This window comes from Dickeya sp. MK7, from assembly GCF_000406305.1.
Lineage (GTDB): Bacteria > Pseudomonadota > Gammaproteobacteria > Enterobacterales > Enterobacteriaceae > Dickeya > Dickeya fangzhongdai.
This window is the reverse complement of record NZ_CM001984.1, coordinates 4,297,821-4,310,238: the sequence shown is the minus strand read 5'-3', so window position 1 is coordinate 4,310,238 and position 12,418 is coordinate 4,297,821. Positions and strand designations below refer to the sequence as shown.

Annotated in this window: 14 protein-coding genes; 9 read left to right on the top strand and 5 right to left on the bottom strand. The window is 56.7% G+C overall.

All coding sequences use genetic code 11. The features are described 5' to 3' along the window. Positions 1–5 precede the first annotated feature (5 nt). The 3 genes from nifN to DXXMK7_RS22125 all read left to right on the top strand — a co-directional run bounded on the left by nifN (position 6) and on the right by DXXMK7_RS22125 (position 3,164). The gene (nifN, locus tag DXXMK7_RS18625) at positions 6–1,391 is read left to right on the top strand and encodes a nitrogenase iron-molybdenum cofactor biosynthesis protein NifN (RefSeq protein WP_038920344.1); all 1,386 of its coding nucleotides are present in this window, start codon (positions 6–8) and stop codon (positions 1,389–1,391) included. Beyond that, a complete protein-coding gene (locus DXXMK7_RS18620; RefSeq protein ID WP_038920343.1) occupies positions 1,378–1,845 on the top strand; it encodes a NifB/NifX family molybdenum-iron cluster-binding protein in 468 nt (155 codons plus the stop codon). The genes nifN and DXXMK7_RS18620 overlap by 14 nt, the downstream gene beginning before the upstream one ends. Positions 1,846–2,684: 839 nt before the next feature. Next, positions 2,685–3,164, top strand: a complete 480-nt coding sequence (locus DXXMK7_RS22125; protein WP_071605238.1) for an Hcp family type VI secretion system effector — start codon at positions 2,685–2,687, stop codon at positions 3,162–3,164. 79 nt (positions 3,165–3,243) lie between these two features. On the opposite strand, the gene DXXMK7_RS22120 is transcribed toward DXXMK7_RS22125, so the two are convergent. Then, positions 3,244–3,639, bottom strand: a complete 396-nt coding sequence (locus DXXMK7_RS22120; protein ID WP_071605237.1) for a hypothetical protein — start codon at positions 3,637–3,639, stop codon at positions 3,244–3,246. Further along, positions 3,636–4,439 (bottom strand): glycoside hydrolase family protein, encoded by an 804-nt coding sequence (locus DXXMK7_RS18610; RefSeq protein ID WP_038920341.1) that lies wholly within the window; start codon positions 4,437–4,439, stop codon positions 3,636–3,638. The genes DXXMK7_RS22120 and DXXMK7_RS18610 overlap by 4 nt, the downstream gene beginning before the upstream one ends. A gap of 386 nt (positions 4,440–4,825) precedes the next feature. On the opposite strand from DXXMK7_RS18610, the gene nifU reads away from it, so the two are divergent. From nifU to nifM, 6 genes are read left to right on the top strand one after another with little or no spacing between them, the layout of a single operon-like run. Then, the gene (nifU, locus tag DXXMK7_RS18605; protein WP_038665294.1) at positions 4,826–5,653 is read left to right on the top strand and encodes a Fe-S cluster assembly protein NifU; all 828 of its coding nucleotides are present in this window, start codon (positions 4,826–4,828) and stop codon (positions 5,651–5,653) included. Positions 5,654–5,685: 32 nt separating this feature from the next. Beyond that, entirely contained in the window at positions 5,686–6,930 is a 1,245-nt protein-coding gene (nifS, locus tag DXXMK7_RS18600) for a cysteine desulfurase NifS (protein WP_049842640.1), read from the top strand. 12 nt (positions 6,931–6,942) lie between these two features. Beyond that, positions 6,943–8,091, top strand: a complete 1,149-nt coding sequence (nifV, locus tag DXXMK7_RS18595) for a homocitrate synthase (protein ID WP_038920340.1) — start codon at positions 6,943–6,945, stop codon at positions 8,089–8,091. A gap of 4 nt (positions 8,092–8,095) precedes the next feature. Further along, positions 8,096–8,365 carry a nitrogenase-stabilizing/protective protein NifW gene (locus DXXMK7_RS18590; protein WP_038920339.1) on the top strand — a complete coding sequence of 90 codons (270 nt, stop codon included), beginning with the start codon at positions 8,096–8,098 and terminating at the stop codon, positions 8,363–8,365. Beyond that, positions 8,349–8,792: a nitrogen fixation protein NifZ gene (locus tag DXXMK7_RS18585; protein WP_038920338.1), complete on the top strand. Its 444-nt coding sequence runs from the start codon at positions 8,349–8,351 to the stop codon at positions 8,790–8,792. The genes DXXMK7_RS18590 and DXXMK7_RS18585 overlap by 17 nt, the downstream gene beginning before the upstream one ends. Then, a complete protein-coding gene (nifM, locus tag DXXMK7_RS18580; protein WP_038920337.1) occupies positions 8,789–9,583 on the top strand; it encodes a nitrogen fixation protein NifM in 795 nt (264 codons plus the stop codon). Before DXXMK7_RS18585 ends, nifM begins: the two co-directional genes overlap by 4 nt. Here nifM and DXXMK7_RS18575 read toward each other — a convergent pair. From DXXMK7_RS18575 to DXXMK7_RS18565, 3 genes are all read right to left on the bottom strand, one after another. After that, positions 9,504–10,046 (bottom strand): methylated-DNA--[protein]-cysteine S-methyltransferase, encoded by a 543-nt coding sequence (locus DXXMK7_RS18575; protein WP_082202668.1) that lies wholly within the window; start codon positions 10,044–10,046, stop codon positions 9,504–9,506. The two genes, nifM and DXXMK7_RS18575, sit on opposite strands and share 80 nt — an antisense overlap. 50 nt (positions 10,047–10,096) lie before the next feature. Continuing rightward, positions 10,097–11,461, bottom strand: coding sequence for a DNA-3-methyladenine glycosylase 2 family protein (locus DXXMK7_RS18570; protein WP_038920336.1), 1,365 nt, complete (start codon positions 11,459–11,461; stop codon positions 10,097–10,099). A 239-nt stretch (positions 11,462–11,700) separates the two neighbouring features. After that, positions 11,701–12,231: a flavodoxin gene (locus DXXMK7_RS18565; RefSeq protein ID WP_038920335.1), complete on the bottom strand. Its 531-nt coding sequence runs from the start codon at positions 12,229–12,231 to the stop codon at positions 11,701–11,703. Positions 12,232–12,418 lie beyond the last annotated feature (187 nt).

The following is a 12,418-nucleotide window of genomic DNA, read 5'->3' as shown; positions in this document are numbered from 1 at the left end:
CAGCGATGGCACAGGTGATTCGCAGTAAAAAACCGCTGGCGACCAGCCCGATTAAAAGCGGTCAGCCGCTGGGGGCGATTCTGGCCGCTCAGGGCATCGAACACAGCATTCCGCTGGTACATGGCGCGCAGGGGTGCAGCGCGTTCGCCAAGGTGTTTTTCATCCAGCATTTTCACGAGCCGATTCCGTTGCAGTCCACCGCGATGGACCCGACCACCACCATCATGGGAGCGGACGACAACATCTTTACCGCGCTCGCCACGCTGTGCCAGCGCAATACGCCGAAAGCGATCGTGCTGGTCAGCACCGGGCTGTCCGAGGCGCAGGGCAGCGATATGGCGCGGGCGGTGCGGCAGTTCCGCGACGACTATCCGCGCTTTAAATCGGTGGCGATCCTGACGGTCAACACGCCGGATTTTTACGGATCGCTGGAGAATGGCTTCAGCGCGGTGGTGGAGAGCATTATCCAGCAGTGGGTGCCGGAAAAACCGCCGGTGGGGATGCGCAACCGGCGCGTCAACCTGCTGCTGAGTCATCTGCTCAATCCCGGCGATGTCGAGCTGATCCGCAGCTACGTCGAGGCGTTTGGGCTGCAACCGGTGATCCTGCCGGATCTGTCGCAATCGCTGGACGGGCATCTCGCCGGCGGCGATTTTCAGGCGGTGACGCAGGGCGGCACGCCGCTGCGCGGTATCGAGCAGATGGGGCAAAGCCTGAGCACCATCACCATTGGGGCGTCATTCCAGCGCGCCGCCAGTTTGCTGGCGATGCGCAGCCGCGGCCAGTCGCTCAGCCTGCCGCATCTGATGACGCTGGAGAACATGGACTGCTTTATCCAGCATCTGCAACAGCTGGCCGGGCGCGAGGTCCCGGCGTGGATCGACCGTCAGCGCGGCCAGTTGCAGGACGCGATGATCGACTGCCATATGTGGCTGCAAGGTCGGCGGATGGCGCTGGCGGCGGAGGGCGATCTGCTGGCGGGTTGGTGCGACTTCGCTCTCAGTCAGGGCATCACGCCGGGCCCGGTGGTGGCGCCGGTCAACCAGCAAAGTCTGGCGGCGTTGCCGGTGGAACAGGTGGTGATCGGCGATCTGGAGGATTTGCAGGATCTCCTGTGCGACAACCCGGCCGACCTGCTGCTGTCCAATTCCCATGCCGTCGATCTGGCGGAACAGTTCGGCATGCCGTTGATCCGCGCCGGATTTCCAATCTTCGATAAGATCGGCGAGTTCCGCCGCCCGCGTCAGGGTTATGCCGGTATGCGCGACACCCTGTTCGAACTGGCGAACCTGATGCTGGCGGGCCATCACCACCAGCCGGTTTACCACTCGCCGCTCAAGCAGCAGTTTGCGCCGCCGCGGCGTCAGGAGGCGGACCATGCAGCATGTTAACCGGCATCTCAGCGCCATCAGCGCCGGCGTCTGGTCAATGAAAGTGGCGTTCGCCAGTTCTGATTATCACCATGTCGATCAACACTTTGGCGCCACGCCCCGGCTGGTGATCTACGGCGTGAAAGAAGATCAGGTCACGCTGTTGAAAGTGGTGGACTTCAACGTGCGCTACGGTCATCAGGAGGACAAACTCACCTGTCGCATCGACGCGCTGGAGGACTGCGTCACGTTGTATTGCGTGGCGATTGGCGACGCCGTATTCCGCCAGCTATTGCAGGTGGGGGTACGGGCGGTGCGCGTACCGACCGATACGCCGATCGCCCAACTGTTGCAGCAGATCCAGCAATGCTGGCATGACGGCGAGCCGCGCGTCACCCGCCGCCAGCGCGACCCTAACCGTTTCGAACGGCTGATCGCCGAGCAGGAATGGAGCGAGGAGGATGATGTGTTGTGAGTGATGGTTGTGTAAGCTTCTGGGGACTCACGCGGTTGCCGCGTTACAAGGCTCGTCATGAGCCTTGCCCCTGAAGGGCCAACGTATGGCGTTGTTCAACACGCGATCGCTTTGTGCTTCGGCCTGAACTGATTTGGCATAATGTAATGAAAAATATAATTTATTTTCTTATTTTGTTTTTCTTGATCGCATCTGTCCTGCCTGAACATGTATTAAGGAATTTGGTTATCAGCCACTTAACCATCAGCGGTGATGGTGAGGAAGCAATGGATGATTTCTCTTTTTCAGTATTGATTACCAGGGTGCTGATATCATCCGTTCTGTCTTTTACCGTGACTTATCTGGGCGGAATACTGTTAAAAAAGAAAAAGTAGTTTTTTCTGTTAGTTTGCTGGTGAACCTGACCGTTGAACGCCGTGACTGGGGCGGTTAGCGGGTATCTGCGCGTATTCACATGCACGTCCCTGTTCCAGCCGTTTAGTGTCACCTCTCTGACAAAACCGACATAAACCGCGACATTGGTCGCGGTTTTGTTATCGGCTATCACTTTCAGTATTGATATAATCATCCTGATGAGGTTCTATTACATGCTATATCGGAAGCTTATAATGAATAATGAAGTGTTTTTATAAATGTTTGTTAATTAATGATATCATTTTGAATAAATTTTAATTATTCACTATTCTAAAATTATTTAGATAACGACCTAATTGGATAACTATCCAAGGATTATGTATTTATCTGCTAATTTAATTTCTTTGTTGAATGCTATTCATGTATTATTCGTGGACTACTATCAATGTAGTTTTTTGTACTATTTTTCACAAGGATGGTAATCAATGTCACATGTTATTTATCTGACTCTGGAAGGTAATCAGCAAGGGTTGATTTCTTCGGGGTGTTCAACATTTGATTCTATTGGTAATCGTTATCAGAAAGGACATGAGGACCAAATACAGGTGCTGGGACTAAATCATACGATAACCCGAGAGGAGAATGTGGCTCATCACCCTATACAGTTAATTAAACCGATAGATAAATCTTCTCCTTTGCTTGGTGTTTCGGTTACATCAAATGAGTCACTTACTGCTACTTTTTTCTTTTATCGGACAAACCAGGCTGGGCAATTAGAAGTTTTCTATGAATTAAAGCTCACTGACGCCAGAGTTGTTGAGGTATCAGCGACCTATCCACATTCATTAAATGATAGTGACTCTCTGCCATATGAAGTTATCATGCTCAGATATAATACTATAGCATGGACCCATAAAACCGCAGGTACATCAGGGTATAGTATATGGAATGATAGTCAATTCTGATTAATATGGTTTTTTATTAAAAGCCTGTAATGACAGGCTTTTACTTCAGAGTGATACACTTGTTATTTTCCCGGATTTTCTAATCAGAGACTCTTCCTTTTTCTCTGAAGATAGGCTTGTCACCATTATCTGTTGCTTTATAGACATCCAGAAACCATATGCTGTCATCATAATTATCTGCTTCTGGAGAGGGGGTTAATGTATAAGTATATTCTCCGTTTTTGAATATATATCCCCTGAAGTTTTTTGATGGTCCAATGTTTAATGTCTTCCCTTTTATATTTAGCTCGCTTTTGTTTTTTTTGTTAACTGAATGATATGTTATATCACCGCATTCGATATCATTCTGTGAGCAATTACCATAGGATAGATAAATATTATACGTTTTTCCTTCAAAGAATGGGAGATTTTCTTCTTTAGAAAACGCATTGAATGAAATAATAACTGCGATTATAGATATAATTATATTTTTCATAATTTCACATAGATACCTTTTTGATATACATTGAGTTCGCTTCTTCTTCTATTAACCAACCCTCGCATTTGGTGTCCCTGAGATATTGTATATCTCATCCATGCGTTATCTATGTTCTCTGATGATTCACCGTTTATTATTTTTAATACGGTTGAGTAATATAGCCCCCTGTGTCTCTGTCTATCTTTTATTCCAATATTGAAAGATAGCATGACGATTGCGTCAAATTCATTTTGAGTTATATCTACTTTAACAAAATTTCTAACCGCGAGTATGAATCTGTTGATATCCTGAGAGAATAACATGTCTGCTTCTGAAATAGCTATTCCCTGCTTATATCTTTCAAATTCATTCTCGCTAATTAAATGCCCATAGCCTATCGTAGCACCTACTTTCCAATATGTTGTTTCTCTCCCTGTTTGATCATCATAGGGTTTGGTTTTTAGTTTTTCATATTGCTTCATTAAATGAATACATTGAGAGCTGGGAGACATGAGGGATGCTCTTTTCCTTTCGCCTCTGGGATTTATTCCGGTTGAGCCATGAGGATTAGGTAGAGAGTCTTCATGCGATTCTGATGTAAGGTTTTCAATAGTTTTTCCGCCAGGATTTATAATTCCATAGGGAGGAAAATGAAAGTATTTTTGGTACGCAATAATTGCTCTTTTTGTGTTTCTCCCACAAATTCCATCCACGCGTAGATATGGGAAACCACTTTTTTTCAGTAATTGTTGTACGGTAGTAACATCGTTTTTTCTATTTATACCACCAAGGCCAACTGATGACTCAATAGTATCCATACCATCTCCTTATGAAAAAATTCATTTCTCCTTCACCTTCTAATTCGACGATCTTATATCATAAATAATATTTTTCTGAATTAAAATGGTTAAATAATTTTTCAATTCGATTATACATTAGCAGGGAATCTATTTCCCTGCTGTCAGCCTTCCGTGCCGGAAGGATTGCCTTTGATTAGTGTCACCTCTCTGACAAAACCGACATAAACCGCGACATTGGTCGCGGTTTTGTTATCGGCTATCGCCGCTATCTCGTTGATCTGCATTTGTTTCTGTGACTGGCATCACATTTGCTCTGACTCTGTTTACTCAGACCATGCAACGCGGGTGAGCGCCGGGCGGCTGGGTGCCCGGCGTTTTCACCCATTCAGTAGGGAGCAGAGCAGATGTGGAACTATTCCGAGAAAGTGAAAGACCATTTTTTTAATCCCCGCAACGCACGGGTGGTGGCGGAGGCCAACGCCGTGGGCGATGTCGGCTCGCTCAGCTGCGGTGATGCCCTGCGGCTGATGCTGCGCGTCGATCCGGACAGCGAAACCATCCTTGACGCCGGCTTTCAGACTTTCGGCTGCGGCAGCGCCATCGCGTCGTCTTCGGCGCTGACGGAGCTGATCATCGGCCGCACCCTGCGGGAAGCGGAACAGGTAACCAACCAGCAGATCGCCGACTATCTCGACGGCCTGCCGCCGGAAAAAATGCATTGCTCGGTGATGGGACAGGAAGCGCTGCGGGTGGCGATCGCCAACTACCGTGGCGAAACGCTGGAGGACGATCACGAGGAAGGGGCGCTGATCTGTAAGTGCTTTGCGGTGGATGAAGGGCAAATCCGCCGCGCGGTGGTGGCCAACGGCCTGACGACGCTGCAGGACGTGATCAACTACACCAAAGCGGGCGGCGGTTGCAGCGCCTGTCATGAGAAGATCGAACTGGCGCTGGCGCAGATCCTGAGCGAGCACGAGGCGACGCCGGCGGCGGCGACGATCGTAGTGAAGGATGCGCGCTGGCAACAGGTGGCGGAGGCGGTGGCGGAGCTGCGGCCGCACATTCAGGCCGACGGCGGCGATATGTCGCTGGTGAATGTCAGCGAGCGTCAGGTCACGGTCAGCCTGTCCGGCAGTTGCAGCGGTTGCATGATGACCGACATGACGCTGGCCTGGCTGCAACAGAAGCTGGTGGAACGCACCGGGCAGTATATGGACGTGGTGGCGGCATAACCGTCAGGCAAACAGGCATGAGGAAAACAACCATGAACAACGTTTATCCGGACAAAAAAAGCGCTCCAGACAAAAAAATCTATCTGGACAACAATGCCACCACCCGGCTTGACCCGATGGTGCTGGAAGCGATGCTGCCGTTTCTGACTGAACACTACGGCAACCCGTCGTCGATTCACGATTTCGGCACGCCGTGCCGCGGCGCGCTGGAACGGGCGCGCCAGCAGGTCGCCAGCCTGCTGGGGGCGCGCTATGACAGCGAGATCCTGTTTACCTCCTGCGCCACCGAAGCCACCTCCACCGCGATTCATTCCGCGGTGAATCTGGCGCCGGAACGGCGCGAAATCATCACCACCGCGGTGGAGCATCCGGCCACGCTGGAGGTGTGCGAGCACCTGGCGCGGCAGGGCTATACCATCCATCGGCTGGCGGTGTCGCCGCAGGGCGAGCTGGATCTGGCGGCATACCGCCGCTTGCTGAGCGATCGCGTCGCGCTGGTCAGCGTGATGTGGGCCAACAATGAAACCGGGGTGCTGTTCCCGGTGCCGGAGATGGCGGCGCTGGCGCATGAGCACGGCGTATTGTTCCACTGCGACGCGGTGCAGGCGGTGGGCAAGATCCCGATCGTGCTCTCCGCCACCGATATCGACATGCTCTCGTGCTCGGCGCACAAGATCCACGGCCCGAAAGGGGTTGGTTGTCTGTATCTGCGTCGCAACACCCGCTTTCGTCCGCTGCTGCGCGGCGGGCATCAGGAACGCGGCCGTCGCGCCGGTACGGAAAATATCGCCGGTATTGTCGGCATGGGCAGCGCCTGCGAACTGGCGGAGGTGCATTTGCCGATGATGACGGCGGCCGTGGCGCCGCTGCGCGACACCTTGCAGCACGAACTGGCTCGCCGCATTCCCAGCGTGATGGTGATGGGCGACGGGCAGCCGCGCACCCCCAATACCCTCAATATGGCGTTCGAATTCATCGAAGGGGAAGCGATCCTGTTGCTGATGAACCATGTCGGCATCGCTGCGTCCAGCGGCAGCGCCTGCACCTCCGGCTCGCTGGAGCCGTCGCATGTGATGCGGGCGATGGACATTCCCTATACCGCCGCCCACGGCAGCATTCGTTTCTCGCTGTCGCGCTATACCCGCGAAAAAGAGATCGACTATGTGATTGAACAACTGCCGCCGATTATTGCCCGGCTGAGAACGCTGTCGCCTTACTGGCAGCAAGACAAACCGGCGGCGCTGGCCGGGACGGCGTTCGCGCCGACCTACGGTTAAGGAGCGCCGACGATGGAGCAGGTGATCATCAACGACACCACGCTGCGCGACGGCGAGCAGAGCCCCGGTGTGGCATTTCGCGCCAGCGAAAAGCTGGCGATTGCCGAAGCGCTGGCGGAGGCGGGCGTGCCGGCGCTGGAGGTCGGTACGCCGGCGATGGGGCTGGAAGAGCGCTCACGTATGGCGCTGGTCAGACGGCGGCTGCCGGGCATCGTGATGATGGCCTGGTGCCGGATGAACGAGGACGAAATTCGTCAGAGCGCCGATCTGGGTATGGACTGGGTGGATATTTCGGTGCCGTCGTCCGATCGGCTGCGGCAGCAGAAACTGCGCCAGCCGCTGTCCGTGCTGTTGCCCCGGCTGGCGGCGTTGATTGCGCTGGCGCGTCAGTGCGGGCTGCGGGTGAGCATCGGGTGTGAAGACGCCTCGCGTGCCGGCGACGATGTGTTGCGCCAGCTGGCGCAGACGGCGCAGGCCGCAGGTGCGGAGCGGCTGCGTTTCGCCGATACGCTGGGGGTGCTGGATCCGTTCGCCACCTATGACCGGATTCAGGCGCTGCGCCAGTGCTGGCCCGGCGAGATCGAGATGCACGCCCATAACGATCTGGGGCTGGCGACCGCCAACACGCTGGCGGCGGTACGGGCGGGGGCCACCCACGTCAACACCACGGTGCTGGGGCTGGGCGAACGGGCGGGCAACGCGGCGCTGGAATCAGTAGCGCTGGGGTTGCAGCGCTGCCTCGGGCGCTCAAGCGGCATCCGCTTCGCGCAGTTGCCGTCGTTATGCCATCTGGTGGCGAACGCCGCGCAGCGCGCCATTGATGTACAGCAACCGCTGGTGGGGGAGCAGGTGTTCACCCATGAGTCCGGGGTGCATGTGGCGGCGTTGCTGCACGATCGGGAAAGCTATCAGGGCATCGATCCGCATCTGATGGGGCGGGAGTTCCGGCTGGTTCTGGGCAAGCATTCCGGCCGCCAGGCGGTGGGCGGTGTGTTCGCCCGTCTGGGCTACGGGCTGGATGCGCAGCAGGTCGACGCGTTGCTTGATGCGGTGCGGGTGTTCGCGGAAAACGGGAAACGCAACCCGCGGGATACCGAATTGCGCCAGATCTATCAGGATCTGTTTGGCGACGATCGGGCGTTGCGCTGTCAGGGGGGATAAGGCGATGGAGTGGTTCTACCGTTTGCCGGGAGTACAGGCGTTACAGGGCGCCGACGCTTTTTTTGCCTTTTTTGAGGTGCCGTACGACGCCGATCGGTTGAACCGGTGTCAGGTGCCGGTGCTGCGCGAGTTTCACCGTCGGCTGACGACAGCGGTACCGCTGCGCAACGCGCTGGACGATGCGCCGAACGCTGACTGGCAGTTAGCGCGGCGGCTGCTGGCGGAGAGCTATCAACACTGGGTGAAGGGAGGCCGCGATGACGCCGAGGTTTGAATGCGGCGATGCCGTGCGGGTGGTGCGCGCGCTGCGCAACGACGGCACGTTCGTCGGACGGGCGCGCGGCGAACTGCTGGTGCGGCGCGGCAGCGTCGGGTATGTGCGCGAGTGGGGGGTATTCCTGCAGGATCAGATAGTCTATCAGGTGCATTTTCTCGATCGGGATCGGGTCGTCGGCTGTCGCGAGTCAGAGCTGATCGACGCGGATCGGCCCTGGCGGGCGGGCGATTTTCAGTACGGCGATCGGGTGTGCAGCATGCAGCCGCTGGCGATCAATGGCGACATCGTTGTGACGATGGGCCAGCAGGGCGAGGTGCTGGCGACGGCGCAGGGCGAACGGGGAGACAGCTGCATCGTCCTGTTCGGCGAGCGGCAGTTTCAGGTGCCGATATCGGCGTTGCATAGCCTGGAGGTGGACGAATGACGCCACCGGCCTGGCAGCGCTTCAGTCGCCTGCGGCTGGCGCAGACCCGTTGGCATTGTCTGCCGGAGCAACTGCCTGAGCCGGATCGGCCGCGCTTTGAGCGCCAGTTGCAGCGTCAGTTGGCGCTGGAGCACGCGGTGGTGACGGCGGCCCGTCGGCAATCGCTGGCGGCGACAGGCGCGCAGTTGCAGCAGGTGGCGCAGCAACTGGCGGAGGAACTGACCCGCACCGGCTTTTCCGCCGACGAGCAACAGGCCATCGTGCTGCACCACGCCTTGATGGAACTGCAACTGGCGAGCGTTGGCGCGCAGGCCGGCGAGCCGGAACAGGCCGAGATTCGGCGCTGGTATCGACAACACGCCGGGCGTTTTTGTCGCCCGGAGCAGCGGCTGACCCGCCACCTGTTGTTGACCGTCGACGATAATCGCCCGGCAGTCGGGCAGCAGATGGCCGAGCTGTTGCGTCAGCTGCGCGCCGACCCGGAGCGTTTCGAATCGCTGGCGCGGCGGCATTCTCACTGCCCGACCGCGCTGGACGGCGGGCTGATGGGCTGGGTCAGCCGGGGTTTGCTGTTTCCGGCGCTGGACCGCTGCCTGTTTGCTCTGACGGCGGGGGCGCTGAGCGAGCCGGTGGAAACCGAACTGGGCCTGCATCTGCTGCGCTGCGAGGCGATTCGCCCGGCCGCGCCGCTGCCGGAGGCGGAGGCGCTGGCTAAAGCGGCCGATTATCTGCGGGCGCAGCGTCAGCGTCAGCACCAGCGCCAATGGTTGCAGATGTTGTTGCCGTGCTGACGGCATAACGCCGCTCGTGCTCCAGCAGCCACTGCTTGGTCGCCAGCCCGCTTGCGTAACCGGTCAGCGCGCCGGAGGTGGCGATCACCCGGTGGCAGGGCACGATGATGGAAATCTGGTTTTTGGACGACGCCATGCCTACCGCCCGCGACCCGTTGGGATTGCCGACGGCGGCGGCGATTTGCTGGTAAGTACGGGTAACGCCGTAGCCGATGTCCAGCAGCCGGGCGTAGACCTGCCGGCGGAACGGCGTGGCGTCCTGATGCAGCGGCAGGTCGAAGGTGGTGCGCTGACCGGCGAAATACGCCTGCAACTGCTGGCAGCAGGCTTGCGTGACGGCGTCCGGCCGGGTGGGTTTTTGCTCATTGCTGAATAGCACGCTGGTCACGCAGCCGTCTGCCGCGGTGACGTCGGCGTAGCGCCAGGGAAAGCTGTCTGGGCAGTCCAGTTGTTGCGTCGCCATTTTCACACGATTTTCCTCCACAGGATGTTTTTTCACCACAGGTTGCATGTTTACAGCGTGTTCCACAGATGAAGGGTCAGATAGCTTTTCCACGGCGCCGCGCGTTGCGGGTCGATCTCCCCCAACTGACGCAAGGCGTTGCGGATACCCAGATCGCCGCCCAGCCAGATATCGGGATCGTTGAGCGCTCGCAGTTTCAGATAATCGAGCGTCCAGCGACCGATGCCTTTCACCTCGGTGAGTCGATCGATGTCGCTGATGTCGTGGCGGCAGAACCAGTCAGCGACATTCGCCAGCGTGGTTTTTTTCGACCGCATGCTGCGCAGTTGCTCAACAATTTCTGGGGTGATGCGGTCCGGCGTTGGGAAGTAACGCTGGCCGTCTTCCTCGATGGCGCAGAGCGACACCAGTTGGTTTAGCAGCGTGGTCGCGGCACTGACGCTCACCTGTTGCCCGCAAACGGCGCGGATGGCGGCTTCAAACGGCGAGAACACGCCGGGAATGCGGATGCCGGAGGCGATCGGCAATGTCGGATAAGCCTGACGCAACTGATCCTCGATCGCGTCGATATTGACGTTAAGATCGAACATGTTGCGGATCCGCTCCAGCACCTGAGACAACAGCGTCAGGCGGCTTAGCGCGATCGTCACGTCAAACCCGCCGGTCGCCGGACGTATCTGAAACGATCCCTTCTCGCCGTTGAGGATAAAGCGGCGGCCGTAAGTCGCGCCGTCGATCCATTCCACGCCGTCGATCAACCGCCGGGACTGAAAAGCCAGAAAATAATCCCAATGGTAGCGGCCGCCGACCGGGAGGCGCAGCCTGATGTGTTCCGCCTTATCCCGGCTGTCCGGTGGCGACAACATCATCCGTTTGGGCGTAGTTTTCAGGTACTTGTCGATAAGCTGATAAAACCCGCTCAGGCCGTTAAACCCGCACGAGGCGGCGATGTCGGTGATGCTGAGGCTGGAACTCTGGAACAGTTTCTTGGCGAAAAAAATCTTCGCGATGTTCTGGTATTCCTTCACCGAACAGCCGTAATGCTCGCGGAACAGCCGGTTCAGGTAGCGGCTGGAGAGATGGTGGGCCGCGGCAATCTGTTCCACCTTCGACAGCAGATGTTCGCCGCTATCGATGGCGGCGGCGATGCGCACCGGCAGTTGTTGCTTGCGGTCCAGTTCGGCGAAACGCGGCGCGTATTCCGGCTTGCAGCGCAGACAGGGGCGAAAACCGGCCTGAATCGCCTCGGTGCGGGTGCGGTAGTAAACGACGTTTTTCTCCAGCGGCAACGGCGCCGGGCAGATGGGGCGGCAGAAGATACCGGTGGATTTGACGGCGACGAAAAAGGTGCCGTCAAAACGCGGATCGCGGCTGATTCTCGCCTGTTGCCATGTGGTCAGCACGGTATCGTTCATGTGGTTCTCCCCTGAATTCCGGCCTTCAGTAAACCGCAAAAGCGTTCCCCAATCTTCCGCGTTTCGGAACAGGATAGTGGTCTTGGTGAGGAAATGTGATTTTCGTCACAAAAAAACGTGACGGATATTTTTTGATTTTAAAAATCAAATAATTAGTGTTTTTGAGCAGGATGTACCCGACCTTTTCTCCGAGGTGCGGGAAAGGCCGGGTGGGTATTGGGCGGGGAACCGAATGCGCGTTACAGGATGGCGGGCTTGATTTGCGCCAGCCAACTGTCGAGGCGCTGTTCCGTCAGGTCGTGCTGGTTGTCCTGATCCAGCACCAGGCCGACAAAGCGGTCTTCCTGCAATGCGGCGGACGTATTGAATTCGTAGCCGTCGCTCGGCCAGTCGCCCACCACGCGCGCGCCCAGATCGGTCATCACGTCGTAGAGCGGTTTCAGCCCGCTGGCGAAATTATCCGGGTAGCCCTGCTGATCCCCCAGCCCGAACAGCGCGACGATTTTGCCTTTCAGGTCGGTGCCGGCCAGCTCATCGGCAAATTCCAGCCAGGACGGATTTTCACAACCGGCGTCGATACCGGGTAGCTGGCCGTCGCCCAGCGTCGGGGTGCCCAGCAGCAGTACCGGGTAGGACAGAAAGGTTTCCAGCGAGGTGCGGTTGATGTTGACCGGCGCGTCCGCCGCCTCGCCCAGTTTCTGATGAATCAGTTTGGCGATCTTGCGGGTTTTGCCGGTATCGGTGCCAAAGAAAATGCCAATGTTCGCCATAGCGTTGCTCCTGATTACGTGATGAAAAAACAGGTAATGAAAAGAGAAGCAGCCCACCCTGAAGGATCAGGCCGTTCATTCATTTGCCATTTGCGAATCCCGTGCCAGTTTTGACTGTGCGCAATATGGATTTTTCTGCACATTGATGGCGCATCGCTGCACTTTTATTGTGCTTTTTTTGTACTGG